10 protein-coding genes and 1 pseudogene are annotated in these 18,335 nt (G+C 69.0%); 3 read left to right on the forward strand and 8 right to left on the reverse strand.

The genetic code is table 11. The annotated features are described in order from the left end of the window. Positions 1-76: 76 nt before the first annotated feature. The 4 genes from AB0P06_RS35295 to AB0P06_RS35310 are packed head-to-tail and all read right to left on the reverse strand — an operon-like array spanning position 77 to position 9,833. On the reverse strand, positions 77-3,151 hold the full coding sequence (locus AB0P06_RS35295) for a DUF3962 domain-containing protein (protein ID WP_363614815.1): 3,075 nt from the start codon (positions 3,149-3,151) through the stop codon (positions 77-79). Positions 3,152-3,167: 16 nt separating this feature from the next. After that, complete coding sequence (locus tag AB0P06_RS35300; protein ID WP_363614817.1) at positions 3,168-6,863, reverse strand: hypothetical protein; 3,696 nt, start codon at positions 6,861-6,863, stop codon at positions 3,168-3,170. Beyond that, positions 6,856-8,034, reverse strand: coding sequence for a hypothetical protein (locus AB0P06_RS35305; RefSeq protein ID WP_363614819.1), 1,179 nt, complete (start codon positions 8,032-8,034; stop codon positions 6,856-6,858). Before AB0P06_RS35305 ends, AB0P06_RS35300 begins: the two co-directional genes overlap by 8 nt. Next, on the reverse strand, positions 8,034-9,833 hold the full coding sequence (locus tag AB0P06_RS35310; protein ID WP_363614821.1) for a PD-(D/E)XK nuclease family protein: 1,800 nt from the start codon (positions 9,831-9,833) through the stop codon (positions 8,034-8,036). The genes AB0P06_RS35305 and AB0P06_RS35310 overlap by 1 nt, the downstream gene beginning before the upstream one ends. A 92-nt stretch (positions 9,834-9,925) precedes the next feature. On the opposite strand from AB0P06_RS35310, the gene AB0P06_RS35315 reads away from it, so the two are divergent. Beyond that, positions 9,926-11,398: a protein kinase gene (locus tag AB0P06_RS35315; RefSeq protein ID WP_363614823.1), complete on the forward strand. Its 1,473-nt coding sequence runs from the start codon at positions 9,926-9,928 to the stop codon at positions 11,396-11,398. 29 nt (positions 11,399-11,427) lie between these two features. On the opposite strand, the gene AB0P06_RS35320 is transcribed toward AB0P06_RS35315, so the two are convergent. After that, on the reverse strand, positions 11,428-13,527 hold the full coding sequence (locus tag AB0P06_RS35320) for an N-6 DNA methylase (protein WP_363614825.1): 2,100 nt from the start codon (positions 13,525-13,527) through the stop codon (positions 11,428-11,430). Between the two features lie 169 nt (positions 13,528-13,696). Between AB0P06_RS35320 and AB0P06_RS35325 the strand changes: the two are divergent. Next, a pseudogene (locus AB0P06_RS35325) lies at positions 13,697-13,857 on the forward strand (IS3 family transposase); the annotation flags it as partial. Positions 13,858-14,489: 632 nt separating this feature from the next. Here AB0P06_RS35325 and AB0P06_RS35330 read toward each other — a convergent pair. The 3 genes from AB0P06_RS35330 to AB0P06_RS35340 are packed head-to-tail and all read right to left on the reverse strand — an operon-like array spanning position 14,490 to position 17,894. Next, positions 14,490-16,319: a hypothetical protein gene (locus AB0P06_RS35330; protein ID WP_363614827.1), complete on the reverse strand. Its 1,830-nt coding sequence runs from the start codon at positions 16,317-16,319 to the stop codon at positions 14,490-14,492. Beyond that, positions 16,312-16,785: an ABC-three component system middle component 2 gene (locus AB0P06_RS35335; RefSeq protein ID WP_363614829.1), complete on the reverse strand. Its 474-nt coding sequence runs from the start codon at positions 16,783-16,785 to the stop codon at positions 16,312-16,314. Before AB0P06_RS35335 ends, AB0P06_RS35330 begins: the two co-directional genes overlap by 8 nt. Next, on the reverse strand, positions 16,782-17,894 hold the full coding sequence (locus tag AB0P06_RS35340; RefSeq protein ID WP_363614831.1) for an ABC-three component system protein: 1,113 nt from the start codon (positions 17,892-17,894) through the stop codon (positions 16,782-16,784). The genes AB0P06_RS35335 and AB0P06_RS35340 overlap by 4 nt, the downstream gene beginning before the upstream one ends. Before the next feature lie 87 nt (positions 17,895-17,981). Between AB0P06_RS35340 and AB0P06_RS35345 the strand changes: the two genes are divergently transcribed. Further along, positions 17,982-18,263, forward strand: coding sequence for an RICIN domain-containing protein (locus AB0P06_RS35345; RefSeq protein WP_363614833.1), 282 nt, complete (start codon positions 17,982-17,984; stop codon positions 18,261-18,263). Positions 18,264-18,335: the final 72 nt, after the last annotated feature.

Here is an 18,335-nt window from a genome sequence, read left to right on the forward strand (position 1 = left end):
GCAGAGCAGCGGCGCCGAGCGAGCGAACTCCAGTCCACACTCACACCATCAGGTGACACCAGAACCAGTCAAACACTCACAAACCGCTCTCTGAGAGTTCCGGGTCGAGGTCGCCCTCATCGTCTGCTGCGGCAAGGACCGCAGGCTCACTGACGCCGACGTACACCCCGAGCGCGGCTTCCAGAAGGACGTCTCCCGGTGAAGTCCCCGCATTCGGCAAACCCATAGCGGAATCTGCGGCCTCCGAAGGCTCGTCGTCTGCTTCACCTTCGACGACAGTGGGCAGCACGTAGTGCTGTGCAAGGCTCGCCAGGTGCATGGGGAGCGGTGTCGCCAGGGCGTCGAGGTAGTCAGGGGCCTGGCGGAGCTGGTGGACTGCCAGGGCCAGGGCTTCGGGTGAGTCGCCGTCAGCTGGGTGGCAGCCGAGAACGGCGATCTCTACCAGGCTCGGGTTCCAGGCCGGGATGTGGGTGTCGGTGGTGGGCTGACCCTTGTTGGGGCCCTGCTGGAGCGGCCGTGGGGCGATCTTGTCAGCCTCCACCGCAGAATCGCGGAACGTACCCGCTTTTGGTGTCGTGCTGTAGAACACCCGACCGGAGGAAGCCTCGTCGTCAGCATCCTCGATCCACATGCCCTGGGGTAGGCCATTGATCCCTCCCGGGCCGGCGTTGCCCCACCACTGCGGGGTCTCCCGGCCGGCTGCCCCACGGATGCGCACGAGCCTGAGGTCGGCGTCGAGACCGGCCGGCAGAGCGTGGCCGGTCTTGATCAGATCCGGTTCCGTGCGGCCGTCCTGCAGCCACGGCCAGTGCATCCGACTGTTCTGGGAGTGCGTTAGCAACAAGGTCGGACGGCCTCTCAGAGAGCGGATCATCTTTTGGAGGTAGCGGCCGGTCTCCTTCCGCTGTTCGTCCATGCTCTGCCGCCAGTAGCTGTAGCCGGAGCGCTGCCGCGGCACCGTTCCGGGGCCGGCGGTTGCCGTGGTTTCCTCGGCTACTTCAGGGATCTCCGCCGTCTTGACCAAGCTCAGCAGGAATGCCGGGTAGGGAATCCACTGACCGGCCTTCTCGTCCCACCCCGTGACGGCCGCCAGCCCGCTGCCGGTGCCGACCGGAGTAACCATGACGGCTACCGGGGTGTGCCGAGGCAGCATCGTCGGGCCGTCCTTGCGGCGCTTGACCATGTAGGTGGCGACAAAGCGCAGTCCGTCGGGGAGCGTCCCTCCCAGGGTATGCTCCGGCAGGACCCTGACCCCGTACTGGCGCAGCGCGTCCTCCCAGGCCGAAGAGGTCCGGTGCGGCAGGTTCTTCTCCGAGTTGTAGCCCTTCGCCTTCTTGGGGACGACAGCGAACTGCGTCAGCACGCCCGCGTCCGCGCAACCGAGCCGGATGGCGTACTTGGGGTCGTCCAGGCCGTGGGCGAAGTCCTGGCGCCGGTCGATCTCCACCAGTGCCAAACCGGGCCTTCCCGCTTCGGCGCCGTCCGTGGCGAGGAATTCGGCAACTGCCGCGCGCCGGGTGCGGATCGCCGCCTCCAAGGCCTTGCCCTTCGGGCGGGCCTTCGGGTCGATGCCCAGGGTGTCAGCGATGCCGCCGGTTGCCCGCAAGCAGCGCAGCCGGACAGTGAGCTCCGGGGTGCGCCATTCGAGGACGACCGGCTTTCCGGGCCCGGCTTCGTCGAAGCACTGTTCAGCGACCGCCGGGGCAGGCGCCCCGCCATCGCCGTCGAGGCCGAGGACATCTGTGAGCGCGGTGATGGCGGCACTGCGCAACGAGGGCGTCTGCCACAGCAGCCGGCCCTCGATCTCAGCGGGGGCCACCTCGGCGGCAGCAAGTTCCGGTTCCTGGCCCGAGTTGAGCCGGGCGGCCAGAGCCAGGGCGCTCCTACGGGCCTGGGCTGCGCGTGCTTCCTCGGTCTTCCTGGCTGCGCCGTCCTTGGGCTTGGGCCGGGCGTTCTCCGGGGCACTGGGGCCGACGGTGGAACGGCTGAGCGCGGGTACGCGGCGCAGTCCCTCGGGGAGCGCCTGTTCGACCCAATCGGTGAGCTGCGAACGCTGGTGCGACATGAGTCCGGCGCCGATGCCATGGGCGCCCATGTGCGTGCTGTGGACGACGGCGGCACGCGTGCCCTTGCCTTCACCGATCCACAGCAGCGGGTCGGTGAGCAGGCTCTCCGGTTCCGGGAAGGGCCGGCTCAGCGCCAGCCTGCCGAGGATCTGTACAGGGCCGCCGTCCTTCCACGCGTGAGTGCCCGCTTTCCGGTCGTAGGTCAGCCGGGCCACAGCGTAGCGGTCGCTCGCCGGTGCCCCGGGCAGCCAGGGAATTCCCGGGAGTAGGTAGACGGAGGTGTCGCGGCCGAACGGCAACCGCACGCGTCCGGACCGGGCATCCGGGCGTGTGGCCCAGCGGCGGACGCCGGTGTGCACGTGAAGGCGCGGCCTGGGGTCGAACGGGACGGTGTGCAGCGAGATGTTGATCACGAGGGAGAACCACCACATCCGGCCCTTGACCGGGTGCTCAATGGGCTGCGACAGCAGCTCGGCCCCCTGCTGCCTCGGGCCACGCGGTACCGCACGGAAGCGCAGACTGCCCGCCTTGTGCTCGTAGGGGCCCAGCGCGAGGATCCGCCGCGCCAGGGCGTCGGTGGCCAACTGGAACTGACGGCTGCTCGGCGAGGCCGTGCCACCCTCGGTGGTGGGGCAGATGAGCAGGTCGACGGCCGTCTCCTGCCACTGTGGCGGCGCGGACCGGAGCGCAGTGAGCGCTGCCTGGACGTCGTTGTGGTGTTCCGGCTTCGGTCGCAGGTCGCGCAGCCAAGCACCGGCAAGCCGGTCCAAGGTGTCGCCTGGGAGGGGGTGCACGGCCTCCGCCGGGGCGTACAGCCAGAAGTCCTCCTCTCCGTCGCGCAGGTCGCGGGCCCGGCCCCGGACGACCAGGTCCGGGGCGAGGCTCTGCAGCACTCCGTCGAGACGTGCGGTAGGTGCCGTGCGGAAGGGCTCCGCCTCGGAATCCCGCCCGAGGTTACACAGCGTCAGGACGCCCTCGTGCCAATGCTCGGGAAAGGCGAGGGCCCGGTAGTTCGCAGTCCAGGGACCGGCTCCCGGGGCAATGACGTACGCGGCGCGGCTGATGTCGAGGTACTTGGCGGCCATGGCTTCCGGTTCTCCTTCAGTTACCTGGGCGGAGGCTGCAGAGGGCGTCGAAGAGGGGCTGGTAGAGCGTGCGGACGAGGGCCGGGTCAGCCGGGTCGGCGAACGTGTCCGCCGGCGCGTCGTTGTCGAAGTAGGGTGCGAGGACTTCGCGCAGCTTGGTCAAAAGGCCGGTGTCGGTGCGGCGGCGGCGACCACCGGCGCGGGTGGAGGTGACGGCGGGGGCGCCGTCCTCGGCCAGGGCCGGTGCGAAGGCGGCATCGACAAACACCACCCTCGCCGGTACCCCACCGCGGACGAGACGGCCGATCACCTGCCAGATGGTGACAAGCTGGTCCCACGCAAAGGAGGTCTTCTCGGAGGGGCTCAGCTGCGAGTAGATGTAGCGCCGTGAGAGCAACCGCCGCCATTCGCGGCGGGCCTCGAGACGGAAGGCCAGGCCCGCCGCGTCAAGACTGCCGGCGTCGGCGACGAGCTTGCTGAAAGTACCGCCTTCGACGCCCTCCTGGTCGCGGACGAAACGGGTGACCCAGTCGTTGACGGCAAAGACGGCCAGGGAGAGGTCGTCCGGACGAGGATGTGGGCGCGCAAGGAACAGGACCGTGCCGAAGGCCGCCTTCCGGCGGCTGTTGAGGATGTTGTGACCGCGCTCGATCGCCATCAGCGGCGCAACCAGCAGTTCGGCGTCCTCGTCGTCGGCGAACGCGGCCAGGTCTCCGCGCCGCACGGCCGTCGCCTTGCTGGGGCTGTCGTCCCAGGTCGAGCCGCCAGCCACAGTGCGGTCGGTTGCGGCCCGGTCGAGTTCGGCGCTGTCGGAGGCGAGAACACGGACTTTCCCACGCCAGCGAGGGATGGACTCCAGCAGGTCCGCGACCGTGGTCGCATCCCGGTAGCTGCCGACAAGCAGCAGCGCCCGATGCCGATCGCCTTCCTCGATCCTGCGCAGCTCCCGGTCCAGTAGCGACGCCTGCCCGCCGTTCGACTTGCCCAGTTGCATGACCATCTGTCGCAGTACCAGGGCGCGCTCGTCGAGCCGCGAGCCGGACAGGGTCAGCGGCACACCGTCGGGGTCGTAGAGGAACAGGGTGCTGAATCTGGTCCGCCGGATGGACTCGATGGCCGACTCGTCCGGCTTGAGGACCACCCCGACGGGTGCCATCACGTGGGCCCGGGTCGAGGTTCCGGCCCAGCTGGTGCCGGACATCAGCAGCACGTGCGGCCCGGGGCGGCCGGTACCGGGGTCGGCTCCCAGGTCCGGGAGGTTCAGCAGGAGTTCGCGGCCCACTCCGGCGCAGCGGAAGAACCGGAGGGTCCCGCTGCGCTGTTCGTCGTCCTCCGGTCCCCGCTCGGGGTCGTCGGGCAGGTACTGGAAGCCCAGCACATTGCCCATCGGGGCCTCAGGAACGACCGGCGCGTAGTCCAGGGGCGGGCGGCGGGAGAGCTCGTTGTCCGCCGTGTCGAGGTGGAGCGCGGCCTCGACCTGCGGCCACAGGAAGGTGACGCGCTCCAGTCGCTGGTGCAACGCGGCCAGCACCAGGGTGAACTCCAGACGCGTCGACATTCGGTCGAGCCAGGGTTCTGTCCCCCAGGTGTCCACGGCATCGCGCTGCGGCTCCCCGGGGCGCGGCGGCGGCTGCTGGAGTGAGCCGTCTAGCAGGGGCGAACCGTCGAGCAGGCTGTCCAGAACGCCGCGGACCCGCCCACGGGTGGCCTTCTCGTCAAGGGTGTGTAGGAGGTCATTGGCGCTGCGGATCAGGGCGTCCACGGCTTCGCCGTGGGGAGCGGCGTCACCCAGAGGGTCGTCCCGGAAGGCGTCCATGATCGCGGTCACCCCGTTCCGGCGCTCGGCCCAGGCCTCGTCGGCCTGTGGCGGCGGCTGCGCCCCGTCCATGGTGTCCGGTCCGTCGTCCACGTCGTAGACATCGCCGTCGTCGCGGACGCCGTCGGGAATTCCGCCGTCGTCGCGGGGGCGTGGGTACCAGCCGGCGACGAGCTTCTCCTGGAGCGTCCATGCGCTGAAGTACTCGATGTCCGCCCATGCACGCAGGTCCGCATCGGTGATCAGCATCCGGTAGAGGCGGTTCGCAGCGATACCGACGAGGTCGAGTGAGGCGGACCAGCGCTCGACATCACGGACGGAGAGTGGGAGCCGGCCCTGCCGAGCGAGTTCGTCGATCTTGTGGATGCCGATGCGGTCCAACCATGACTCCGGCCCACGCACGACCAGGGTCGCCGAGGGTGCGAACGCGGTGTCGAGCTGCATCTGCACCCGGTCGGCCTCGTCCACAATGATGATGTCACTGCGCAGGCAGGCAAGTTCGAGCCGGCGCAGCCGCTCGTCATTGAGTTGGTGCGGCACCGCGCTCTGCACCAGGCTCGCGGGGTTGGCGACCCAGATGAGCGCATCCACCATGGCGCGGTCCGGCGCATGCCTGGGGCACACGCTCCACATCGGGCAGCCGTGCCCGCCACCCAGCTCGTCGGCGGTGTCGAGCACAGCGTTGCCGCGGGCCTCCGTACGGACGCCCGCGTGCTGGTACCTGGGGAGCACGATGTCGCCGCCAAGAGTGCGTTCGTGTTGCTTGACCGGTCGCAGGTCAGTACAGGGAGCGTCGACGTAACGCAACGGCTCGGCTGTCTCGTGGCCGCGCAGGGCGTCCAGTACGCACGCGGTGCTCAGGTCGTCGAAGGCCGGGTCGTCATGCCCGAGCAGGGAGTCCTGTCCGCGGGCCGCAAGCCTGCGGTGCAGCCGGGCAGCGTGCTGCTCCCGCGTGGTGCCACCAAGCACGGGCGCAGCGCTCAGCCCCAGGTCGCGGAACTGGCCGACCAGGGCCAGCTGTTCGGCGACGTCACCGACGACGAGTGTGGTGCGCATCCCCTTGAGCGCTGCCCAGACCGCGATCAGCTGCATCAGGGTGCTCTTACCGGCTCCCACCATGCCGACCAGGTGCAGCAGTCGGTCGAGCCGCAACGTGTCTGCAGCTTCGAAGCGCAGGCCGTCGACTGAGCGGACGTCAAGGTTGAGGTCTTCCAGCCGACTGCTCCAAGCCCCGGGAGTGAGCTCATGCTCCGCCGCAGTCGCGTCCATCCACGCTGCGGTCGCGACCAGTTCGGCGAGCGGCACGTCGAGCGGGCGTCCGGCGGACCTCGGAACGTCGGTCAGATCGTGACCGTTGGCCCTGGGAAAACAGAGGCGGTCGGGGATGTCGACCGATGCCGCCCGGCGGCGCTCGGTGAATCGTGCCGGACCGGCGGGGGCAAGGTGAAGTGGCCGGCGGTCGAAGCCGGGCAACTGGGAGAGCGCCGAGTCGTAGCGTGCGAACCGGTCCGGCGCGACGGTGGGCTCCACCCTGGTCGCCGGGCCACCCTCGACCGGAAGCCGGTAGCCGCGCAGCCGGGGCGGCAGCTGGCGGTAGGCGTCGAGGCATTGGAGCCATATCCGGCGCCTGCGCAGCTTCCACAGCAGATGCCGCGCTGAGTCCAGGCGGAGCTGGTCGTTCGGCGTCCTCGCGATGCCCACGGCAGCGGCGAACGGATAGCCGCCAAGCAAGGTATAGACGCCCTCTGCCTCCCGGGCAGGGTCCAACCCCTCCAACAGCCGCAGGCCGAGTTCGACCTGGCACAGCAGGGAGGGCTTGATGTCGGGGTACTCCACTGGCCAGACCCGTTCCAGGTCCTTGGTCAGCGGCCGGTACCACTCGCTGCTGTTACGCACGGGGGGCTCCGTTCGTGGAGTGGTGGTCGTCGAGGCGGATTCCTGACGCTCCGCGCAGCCGTGCCTTGGCGAGTGCGACCAGGCCGTCGTCGGTGAACAGCGGCAGCCTCGCGGCCGCTGCGGGCCGGTTGCGCCGGTAGGTGCCCAGGTAGTCACGGTGCGCCTGGGCCTGCTCGTGGGGCACGACCCAGCAGGACTCGTCGTACGGCGGCTCGGGGCGGACCGGTCCGGCCGCGCGACCGAGGAGCCCAGGGTGCTTCCAGTCCTTCACATCGATCGCCCATACATGCCCGTCGGGGAACTCAACGCGCAGGTCGTATGCATCGAAGCCGGGCCACAGCTCGACGTCGAGCCCGAGTTCGGTCAGACGTCGTTCAAGATCCACCTCCGCCCGCCCCGGTCCCGTAACGAACTGCCGCAGCGGGCGTCGCAGTTGCAGCACCTCACCCGCGTCGGCCTCTGCCAGGGTGCGGCCGTGGGGGGCCGTTCCGCGCCGGCGGCACCTGTCCCGCTCACACCACCAGCTGCCGTCGGTGAGCGGGGTCAGCAGGGTGAGGCAGCGCCCGCAGGTGATGTGGGTGCCGTGGTGCCGGTAACCCACCGGGGCCGGGGCGTAGCACTGGTCGATGAGCTCCTGGAGCGGGCTGAGGGCGTGGTCGGTCTCGATCTCGAACCGCTCGACTCCGGTGAGCACCGGCCGTTCCACGAGCAGCCGCCGGAAGGCCGAGTAGGACTCGGGCGACGATGCCTGACGGCACAGTCGCATCGCCGCGTGGATGACCTCGCGGTCGAACTGCGCGGCACCGGCGTCCCTGCCCCTGATCCACCACTCGTGGCACAGCTGCGTGGGGACCAGTGCATCCGGGTCCACCAGGTACTCGTCCGTTCCGCAGGCGTCCGGCGGAAGGTCCAGCGGCCAGTCCTCCAGGGGGCGATTGTGGCACCAGAACAGCAACTCGGGAAGGCTGCCCGGGACTTCTTCCACACCACGCAGCAGGCAGGCCAGGACCGTCCGGTCCAGTGCCCGCTGGGCTTCCGCGGGGTAGGGCAGCGTGAATGAGTCCAACTCTCCCAGATCGGCGAGTTCGACGACGGCTCCGGCGATGGTCCGCAGCAGCTGAACGTCCGGGTAGTCGAGCCAGTCGGCGCCGGCCGGGCGGGTTGCAGGCATCAGGGCTCCTCAACTGTGGCGAGATGGGTACGTCCGGGAACGCACCAGTCACGGGCCTCGCAGCTGCGGCAGGCGCGGCCTGGCGCAGCTGCAAAGGTGCGGTCCTCGACCCAGGGGCGGACGAGTCCGGCGATCACCTTCCGGGCCTCGGCAACCACCTGCGGTCGGGAGGGGTCCAGTTCCTCCAGGGTCAGGTCGTCCGTGTGGAGCAGTTCCAGCTCGACCCTCGCGCGGGTGAGGTCACCACCCAGCGCACCAGCGGCCAGCAGCAGGACTCCGAACGCCAGCTGCGGGTAGCTCGCCATCAGCGAACGTCCCTCGTAAAGCCGCCGTCCGGTGGTCTTCGTCTCCCGCCACACCCAGCCTCCGCCTCGGGTGTGCAGCAGGTCGGGGGTGGCGATGAGCACCAGGTCAAGCTCTTGGTCGTAGCAGACCACCTGACGCTGGACCTGCACGGCCTCACTCGGTGGCAGGTCGTTCAGCGGGCACACGTAGCTGTGCTGAACGAGCATGGCCGCACCGTCCTCGGCCTCCCGACCCGAGACGCGGTGGCCCTCCGCCGACCACTCCGACGGGTCCGACGGGCCGGGCAGGCCGCGACAGCCTTGGTGCGGGGCAACGGCGTGACGCTCGTTCAGCCAGCCGTCAACAGCCCGGCCCCGTCGGACCTGCGCGCTCTCGGGCTGCGCCGATCGCAGCTTGAGCTGCCTGGTCGCGTGGTACTTGGCAGGACACTCCGCGTATGCGCGCAGGTCGGTGACGGAGACGCTGCGCCGTGGCCTGAGAACCGCTGCCGAGCCGATCTGCAGCAGGCCCGCGCTCATGGGGAGTGCAGCGCATCCGTGCAGCGCCTTGCAGTCGACGCAGCTTGAGCCTGGCTGGGAACGGGTGTCGTCCAGCGCCCGGGCGAGCGCCGGCCAGCCCTGCTCCGCGAACTGCCGCCGGGCCTCCTGCCTGTCCCAGTCGAGCAGTTCGACTGCCCTGCCGTCTCCGCAGCCGAACTCGACGACTCTGACGCGTTCGGGTGCAGCCCCTCGCCCGTAGGGGAGCGCTTCGAACGGCACCGGCTGGTACCGGGACTCCCACCCGCCGGTTGCCGGCCGCCCGCAGGCGGCGACGTACGCCGCGACTGCCTTCTCTGCCTGGGGACGGTCGCACTTGGCCGCACCGAAGGACATCAGCCACAGATCCCTGGCCGTACCGTCGAGTGCTGCGTAGCGCCGACCCCATGCCGTGGCCTCGTACGTGTCCGCGCCGCGCGAATCGACCGGTCTCCGCCCCTTGCTGGCCACCCACCTGTCGCGCACCGGGAGCGTCAGCGGCAGCCCGGCGGCAGCCCTGGCCTGCTGGTCCGCCTCGCGGGCCGCGAGGTAGCGGTGCACCGCCTCGATGCTCCACTCCACGAGCACCGGATGCGCCCTGCGACCGCGGTAGCGGCCGAACGTCCCGTCGGTGTGCCGGATTTGCTCGATCACCTCCTCGACAGGCTTTCGATCGTGTTCAATCAAGTCCAGCGCGCCCATGAGGACCTTGAGGGTGAAGTCCTGCAGTTCGCCGTCCGACTCCTGGGCCCGAACGTCCGCAGCCAGCAGGGGTCGCGCGTCGCTACTACGCTTCAGGGGGCAGTCGCGTGGATCCAGCCGCGCGGTCGGCAGGTTCGTGCGGACCAACCTGATGTCGCCCCCAGTACCACGAGGTATCGGCCAGTGGGTCATGAACGCCTCCCGGATCGGTGCGAGCGCACGCCGACGAGTGCTCTCGCGGAACGCCCAGGGCATCCAGCGAGGCATCTCCAGCATGACACACTTCCTCTGTGAACTGAGCCAATAGACGCCTTGAGGTATATTCCATTCACGAGATCCGGTGCAGGGCGCGCGCAGGGGGCAAGACGATGGAACCGGGAGACATCCTGGGCAACCGGTACAAGCTGCTCAGGCCCAGGGGCCGCGGCGGCATGGCCGAGGTATGGGAGGCTCAGGACCTCATCGAACCGCGCCGCGTGGCCGTCAAGTTCCTCCGTCCGGACCGGGGGCCGTCAGACTCCCTCGATGAGGAGCAGTGGTGCGCCGAACTGGAGCGCATGCGCGGCCGCTTCCGGCGTGAGGGCGCGCTCCTACGCAAGTTGCACCACCGCAACATCCCCGAGCTCTACGGCCAGGGCGACCATCACGGGGATCCCTACATCGTTATGCGCCTGGTGGAGGGCAAGAACCTGCACGAGTTTCTGGAGCTGTACACACCCACCGTGGAAGTGGCCGCAGCCATCGGCCACCAGATCGCCGACGCCCTTGCCTGCGCGCACGACCTGCCCGTAGTCCACCGGGATCTGAAGCCCTACAACCTGATCATCGACGAGGACGGCATGGTCGTCCTGATCGACTTCGGCATCGCCAAACCGTTGTGGCCGGGGGTCACCGACTACACCCCCCTCGGAAGCACAGTGGGCAGTCGTGGCTACGAGGCGCCCGAGCAGATCCTAGAGCGCCAGATCACGCCCATGACGGACCTCTACGCCCTCGGCTGCGTGCTGTACCGGCTGCTGACCGGCAGGCCTCCGTTCATCGGCGAGGGACTGCGGGATCAGCACGTGCACGCCCTTCCCTATCCTCCTTCGCACTTCGTCGGACACATCCCGCCCGAACTGGATGAGCTCACTCTGCGATTGCTGGCGAAGAACCCGGACGGGCGCCCGGAGAGCGCACAGGTGGTCAGCGCGGTCCTCCGCGCCCATGCACCGCGCGTGGGAGCTCCCGCTCCCTCGCCTCGGATCGAGCCGGACCCCACCAAACCGCTGCGTGTCCCCGCGTCCGCCGGCTCCCCGGAGCTCTCCGCACCCCCGGCCGCGATCCAGCGGAGGCGGCGCGCATCCACGTTCCTGAGCAGGCGATCCTTCCAAGAGGCCCGGATCGAGGCCAGAGCCGAGATCGACACGAGTGACCCGGGTGATGCCGTCGAGCGGCTGGCTTCGCTGCTGGAAGCAGCCCGGCGTGACTGGGGAACCTCAGATCTGCATGTTCGAGCCGCCTATCTGGTGGCCGCTGACGGGTACCGCGTCGCTGGCGATTGCGCAACCGCGATGACTCTCTACGAGGAACTGGTGGTGCTGGCGCAGGACAGCGACGACCCCAGCGACGTAGCCGACTGGTTGGAGGGCACCCTCGGCGCCGCGGAATGCCGCATCCCGTTCGGAGAGCTGCGTGATGCCCTAGGTGCACTCGCCGTGGTACTCGAAGCCCTCCCCCGGATCGACGAGGAGCGCGCATTCCACCTGCGCCGACGCTGCCGTGAGGTCGGCATCGAGCTCTCGGAACTCGGCTACGACGAAAGCATTGCAAAGCTTCTGTCGGCCCTGGGCAACGACTGACGGCTCCGCACCGGACGCGCCTACGCCGCTCAGGACAGCAGGCCCAGCCCTCGCAGGCGTCCGGCAACCAGCCCGTCGCCGAGCTCCCGCAAAAGCTCGGATCCGGCAGCTCCCAGCGAGCGCAGTGCACTCTCCAGAGCCAGCAGTCGGCGGAACACCTCACCGTAGGGCAGTTGTTCGACAAGTGGCAGTTGCAGCACCTGTAGCTTGCGAACATCGATGCGTGCCGAACTGGACGTGTGTGAACTCGCCTGCCGGGCGTTCGCCGGGGCACGCAGACAGGCGGCGAGGAACCACGGATCGATGACCGCCGGATCCGTGCGCAGCGCATGGAGCTGCGGCCCGAGCGCCAGTGAGCCTTCCTCCTGCACCCACACCTGGAAAGCGCGCTCGACACCAACCACGATCACATCGCCAGGCTCCGCCACGGTCAGTATGCCTTCCTCGACTGCCTTCTGAGCCGCAGTCGCAGACAACCACCCGCCTGGCTGACCGTCCAGAATGAGGTCGGCGACGCTCATGGTGGGCACAGCGCCACTGGCCCGCATACTCGTGTCCTGCTGAGTGTCAGGTAGCGGCAGCCCGGTCCTCAGAGACAGAGCCCGCGCCCGGTCGAGGTCCCCCACGGTCACGGTGGTGACCGATTCACCATCAGCAGAGGTACCAATTTTGGAAAGCAGCCGCGAATGCTCTCCCAGCTCGCGCAGCAGCGCGTCGAACCGGCCCCAGGAATCGGCAAGCTCAAGCTGCACATCCGCCGACCTCGCCGGGACGTACCGGGCCGGTGTGAGATCCACCTGCTCGTCCAGCAGATCCATCACCGGCACAGCGAGCGAGCCCGGTACGGACTGTTGCGACGCGTTGCCCCGCCCGTTCTCCCACCCGAACGCGGCCGCTGCGTCAAGGACATGCCGGTGCAGCCGGTCCCAGTCGATTGTCTGAGCTCCCCTCGCCGCACCACCAGCGTGCGACGAGGCGGCATCCAGCAGGAACAGGTGTCGCGGTCCTGGACCGCCCTCGGCCTCGGGCGCTCTCAGAATCCACAGGTGCAGAGATACGCTGTGCGGCTGAGCGACACCGGCCGGCAGGGCGACGACACCGCGGAGGGCGCCCACGCGGAGCAGCGCTCCACGGATACGCCGACCGGCGCGGCGGGAGGAGACCGCAGGGGGAAGCAGGACTACCGCCGTCCCCCCGGGGCGCAGTCGGGCCAGTGCATGCTCGACCCATGCCAGCTCCGGCTCTGTTCGCGGCGGAAGGCCGAAGACCCACCGGGGGTCGGTGGCGAGCTCTTCGTAGCCCCAGTCGCGCTCGTTGAAGGGCGGATTGCACAACACGACGTCGGCGCGGACCTGATCGAGCGGATCGTTCCGGAGGGAGTCCCCGTCGCGGATGTCCACCGAGGACGGACGGTGGCCGCGGGATGCCCCTGCCGCCTCGGCCTCCACAAAGCCCAGCCGAGTGCCGGCCAGCGCAGCGAGCGTCGGATCGATCTCCACGCCCAGAAGGTTCGGCCGGGAGCTCTTGGAACCGCCCGCCCCCCAATGCGCAGCTGCCGCCTGAAGCAGGCCACCGGATCCGCAGGCCGGGTCGAGCACCGTGACTGGACCTTCCTCCTCACCGGCCACCGCTGCGGCAAGATCGGCCATAAGCCTGGCCAGAGGCTCGGGAGTGGTGCTGATCTGGCGCACATGGGCATCGAGCCAGCGTGCGAGCAGGAAGTCGAAGGTCTGACGCCCGCCCTCGTGACGCGCGGTCTCCACCGCCTGTTCGACGACACGCGACGTCCGGGCGGATGCCCCGCCTCCAGCCGCCGCGGCAGCAGCCGGCTGCCCGGCCAGCACGAGCTCTCCCGCCCGGGCGATCGCCCCGCCCATTGCTGCCCGGTCCCCCAGGGCCTCGAACTGCGGCCACAGTCGTTCGCGCTGCCCAATCCGGTCGAGCTTCCCCTGGTCCAGGAGCCATTGCTCCACCGCCGCCAGGGAGAACTGCGGGCTGGTGTCACTGCCTCCGACCGGGGCGGGGAAGTTCTCGTGCCTCCTCCGCCAGTTGCTCACGGCGGCCCGCCCGACCCCTGCGATGCGCGCGATCTCCGCGAGGGTCACGGACACGTCAGTTGGCTCAGCCACAGGGGTCTCCGAACGGTCGGGAAGAGGCGGGGAAGGTCTCATGGTTGCTTGTGGCTGGCACGCCTCCTCGCCGTACGGCTACATTATACCGTCGTTGACAGAGTTCACAGAAGGAACCCCGCGACAGTACTGGACCTCTCTGGCGGCCCCACGACCTGCTGGTGCGGACGACGGCTGCTCATCCGGCGATGAAGGGGCTAGGCTCGTCGTCCTGCGCAAGGAGGTCCGCGACCTGCGCCGGGCGAACGAGGTCCTGCGTACCGCTTCGGCGTTTTTCGCGGCCCAGCTCGACCCGACCCGGCCCAGGTGATCGCGCTACTCGACGAGCACCTCCACCTGGGAGTCGAGCTGGTACCCCGGGAGACGGGCACCGCGCCCTCGCCCTACTACCGGCGGCGCCTGCGCGATCGGCAGCCCACCCGCCGCGAGAGGGAGGACGCCGTCCTCATCGCGACCACGAGACCGTCCTCGCCCTCCCGGCCTGGACGGCACTCACCCTCGGTGGCCCCCGCTACCGGGACAGTACGCACCCCGCCGTCCTCGCCCTGGTGGCCGCCGCGCTCGGCGCCGACCAGCAGGCTTGGCAGCGCTTCGCGGACAGCCCGATCAGCCACTCCGGCCCCAACGCCTGGCTCCGCCTCGGTGAGATCCTTGGCGCCGCCGCGCACGGAACCCCGTGGCCGAAGCCGCCCGCGTCCCGCTGACCTGCGGTCCGACCACAGATAGCGGGCGGGTTCTGCCGGGGTCTGGCAGCCTGGTAGCTCGGGTTTGGGCTGCTGCAGTTTTGGCAAGCAACGGATCTTCGGGTCAGTCGGCCGAGGCACGGCCTTCCCAGGTGTACCGCAGCTGGTAGCTGCCGACACCGCCTGACGGACGGGCGCGGTAGGTAGTGATAAGGGCAGCCAGCCGCAGCGGACCGAGAGCTTCGGCAAAGCCGCCATGGCTGTCTACGAGCCCTGGGCTCAGGCGAGTCCTGGCCTTGCGGGGAAGAATCCGTGCCTGCCATTCCCCGTCCTGCGAAACATCACCACGTGGGCCTGCTCGACGACGTCAAGGGGCGGTGGCGTGTTCTCCACGATGATCGTCTGCCCCGGCGAGTCGAGGAAGTGTCGGTAGAAGCTGTCATTGACCTCAGGAGCCAGCCGTGCCTCGTCCTCGTCACGGAGCTGGCCATAGGTCACCAGCGGCGAGTCCAGCACGAGGAACCCCAAGTGCGGGAGCCTGCGGTCGATGCAGTACTCGGCCAGCGCCGCGGAGAATGCGGAGCGCAGCAGCGCCTGCATTCCCCTGCCGTGCTCGGCGCGGGCCTGGCCGCCAGCGCGGACGTCGCCGCTGTAGGGGTCGTAGCCGGCGTGCTCGGTGCCCGGTACGTGCCACCGTTCGAGGTTCCGCTGGAGCACGGAATCGAACACTCGCACCGTCCGTCCGGGGATGAGCGAGTCTGCACGTTTGGTGGGCATCGTTCCGGCGGCGACCAGTTCGGCGCGGTGCTCGTCGAGTTCACCGATGCGCGCCAGCACTTCGAGGTTGCGCTCAATCTCCGAGCGCTCCGCCAGGATCTGGTCGAGCTCGCCCTTCGCCGGGAGGAGCTGCTCCTCGATCATCAGGATCGTGCGGTCGAGTTCGGCACCTCTGACACGCATCCGCTCCTGCTGGTGGAGGAGGTCGTCCCGCTGTTCCTCCAGGTCGGCAATGGTGAGCCGGAGGTCGGCCAGCAGGGCCTGGGTCTTGGAGGTCTCCGCGGTGACTGCCTCGTGTAGGTGGGTAGTCTCGTGGTTGTCGTGCGCGGATTCCTGGTGCTCGGGCTCCGCCCCGCAGAACACGCAGCGGCCGGCCCGGAAGTAGCCGAGCAGATTGCCGGCCTCGCCGACCATCTCCAGCCGGGCGAGGTCCGACTCGTACTGTCGTCGGAGGATGTCGAAACGCCCTAGCAAGTCGCGTACTTCGCCCAGGCGCACCGCCAGTCCTTCCTCGGCTTCGGTGTGCTTCGTCCGCTCGGCCGCGATCCGGCTCTGTCGCTCTGTCGCCTCGCGCAGCGAGGCCGTCACCATCTCGAGGGTGGCCGCCAGTCGGGCCTGGCGTGCCCGCAGTTGGCCCTCGTTCTCCTGAGTGGTCTGCTTCGCTGACAGGTCGATCACCAGTTGGTCGAGCAGGGCGATCTTGCTCTTCTGGATGCGGCGTTGGGCGGCGTTGGGTACTTTGCTCGCCGGCGGCTCGTCCTCACCGGTGAGGACGAGTTTCATCACGGACCTAGCGGCGGTCTTCGCGGCGTTGCCTCGGACCCGCTGCGAGGGCGGCGTCTGGTCGACCATCCGTTCGTCGGTGACGACTGCCAGGTGAGTGAGGTCGGCGAGTCTGAGGTGCTCGGTGTTTCCCGCTTCGTTAGTGCGGATGTACGCGTCCGCCAGGCCGAGTCGGTCGAGCAGGTAATGGGAGACGTCGCGCCGGTTCTTCGTCCGCCGGGCGTACAGCACCGTGTCGGGGGCGGCGTGGACGAGGCCCCGCAGGTCGGCTTCGTGTACGTGCACGTTGTTGCTGCCTGGTGCCCGTACGAGGGTGAGCGGACTGCCGTCCGGCAGGAACAGCCCGAGCAGGATCTGGCTGTAGCCCTCAGAGTGCGGGATCGCGGGCGTGATGTGCCCGCCGAGCATGTAGTCGATGGAGTCGACGATGAAGGACTTGCCCGTGTTGGAGTCACCACAGATCAAGGTGAACTTCGGGGAGAAGGCGACCTGCGCGTCGGGGAGGCCGGAACCGGCGTAGGTGAGGTGCGTCAGCGTGAGGTCATTCATGTCCGTCCCTCGAGTGGTGCGCGCTCGCGGCGAGCTGCTCGCGCCAGGTCTGCGTGATGGCCCGCGTGGCCGCCAGCGGGTCGGTGTGCGGGGCGAGTCGCTCCACTGCCCAGGTCGCCCGCTCGCACAGCCGGCCGACATAGGGCGCTTCGAAGATCCCTAGGAAGCTGGAGCCTCGGGCCGTCGCCCGGTAGACCAGCCCCTCGGCCGTGGCGTCGATCGAGGCCAGGCCGGCCCGCATCAGGACGGCCAGCCCCTCGTGGAGGAGTTCGCGTTTTCGGCCGAGTTCGCCCGGCTGGGCGGGCAGTTCGGGCAGCAGGCTGGGCGGCCCGCCGAACCGCTCGCTGTGCAGGACGGCGTGGTCGAGCACAACGAGCGCAGCGAGATCAAGTGCCTCCGGGTGGGCCTCGGCGAGCAGGGCCAGGGCCCGCATGCCCACCTCCACTGGACCGTTGAGGACGTTCACTGCTCGCCTCCGTCGCACCACGTCAACTTGTCGTCGTTCGCGAACTGGTGACACATACCTTTGCGTTGAACCTGCTGGAAGTGCGACGCGATGACCGATCCCGACACCTGCAGGTTCCCGGCCTGGGTGACGACCGCCCGCAGCCGGTGCCAGCCCGACTCGTGCTCGTCGTCTGCCACTTCCACCAGGTTGGCGAGCACGTCGTCCTGCAGTTCCGTGTAAGCGTCGCCCGGGACGCTGTCCCGGGCGTACATGCGCAGTGCTTCGGCCGCGTAGAACGCCTCGCGCTGCCGCCGCAGATGGCTGCCGGACCGAGGATGGCCGAAGGCGTCGTCCACCGTCACGACCTGCTCCCCCAACCGCTCCCGGTACACATCGACCAACTGCTCCAGGAACCGGGCTTCATCGACGGCGGGCTTGGGCGGCACGGGGAGCTTCGCGGGTTCGCCAGAGGGGGGGTAGTTGAAGCGGGCGGCGAACAACAGGGACTTGCTGTAGACCTCCAGCATCTCGTCCAGGTTGACGGTCCAGAACATGGAAAATTCGGTGGCCTCGGCGAGCTTCGCGACGTCCCCGAGGAGTTGCGCGGGTAGCTTCGTCACGGTCTGGGAGCGACCACGCAGGTATTCCAGGAAGCGGGACTTGAGCTCGTCGGGTGTCAGCACCAAGTCCTTGAGCCGAGGGTGGATCCTGGGGGCGACGAACGTGTAACGCGTCGGCAGCGTCCTGGTGGTCTCGACCGCCGCAACGAAGGGCTTGACCATCTCTGGCAACGCGTCGGCAAGGGCCAGATCGTCGTGGTAGAGCTTGCACTGGAAGCAGTGCCACTCGCCGTTGAGACGCCGCTCGGTGAAGAATGCCACCACGTCGGCGCCCCGGTCGTTGCTGCCGCCGATGATCTCAGCACCCAGGTAGCCCTCCTCCGACGCCCGCATGCGCACCCACTCATATGTGAAGCGCTCCCACTCGGCAGGCTCCCAGTACCAGACCTGCTGTAGGGGAGTACGCCGGTCGAACTGGTTGGGCACCACGAGAGCAACCGGAACGGTGTACTGCGACACGGACACCGCACTCACCGCGATGCCCGGCCTACGCGACAGATCTTCCATCCCCACCCCCAACGCGCCACCGTGATCAAGCGCACTGGGTGTCCATACCACCACAGACCGCCGACGAAAACTCCGTTCCGGGTACTGATGCACCAACTGCCACTGCCTGCCCTGGCCGCGCACTGCTCGACGGCAGCGAAGCAGTCCATCACGACGGAGACCCCTGCGGCGCAAACGCCTGCAAACGGCAGCTCCAGCCAGCAGTGGCTGGCCCGCGGCGACCGCAGCGTCTACAACCCCGTCTCCCGTCTGTGCGTCGACGACCCGAACACCGACACCACATCCGGCACCCAGCTCATCCTCAACACTTGCAACGACACCCCCGCCCAGAGCTGGACCATCGCGTCTAGGCCGCGTATTCGGTCGTGATCAATGGGTTCGGGTGAGGTCCTTGATCCAGATCATTGCGCCGCGGAGGTGAAGGCCGGCGAGGTAGCTTTC

Source organism: Kitasatospora sp. NPDC088351, from assembly GCF_040685575.1.
Classification (GTDB): domain Bacteria; phylum Actinomycetota; class Actinomycetes; order Streptomycetales; family Streptomycetaceae; genus Kitasatospora.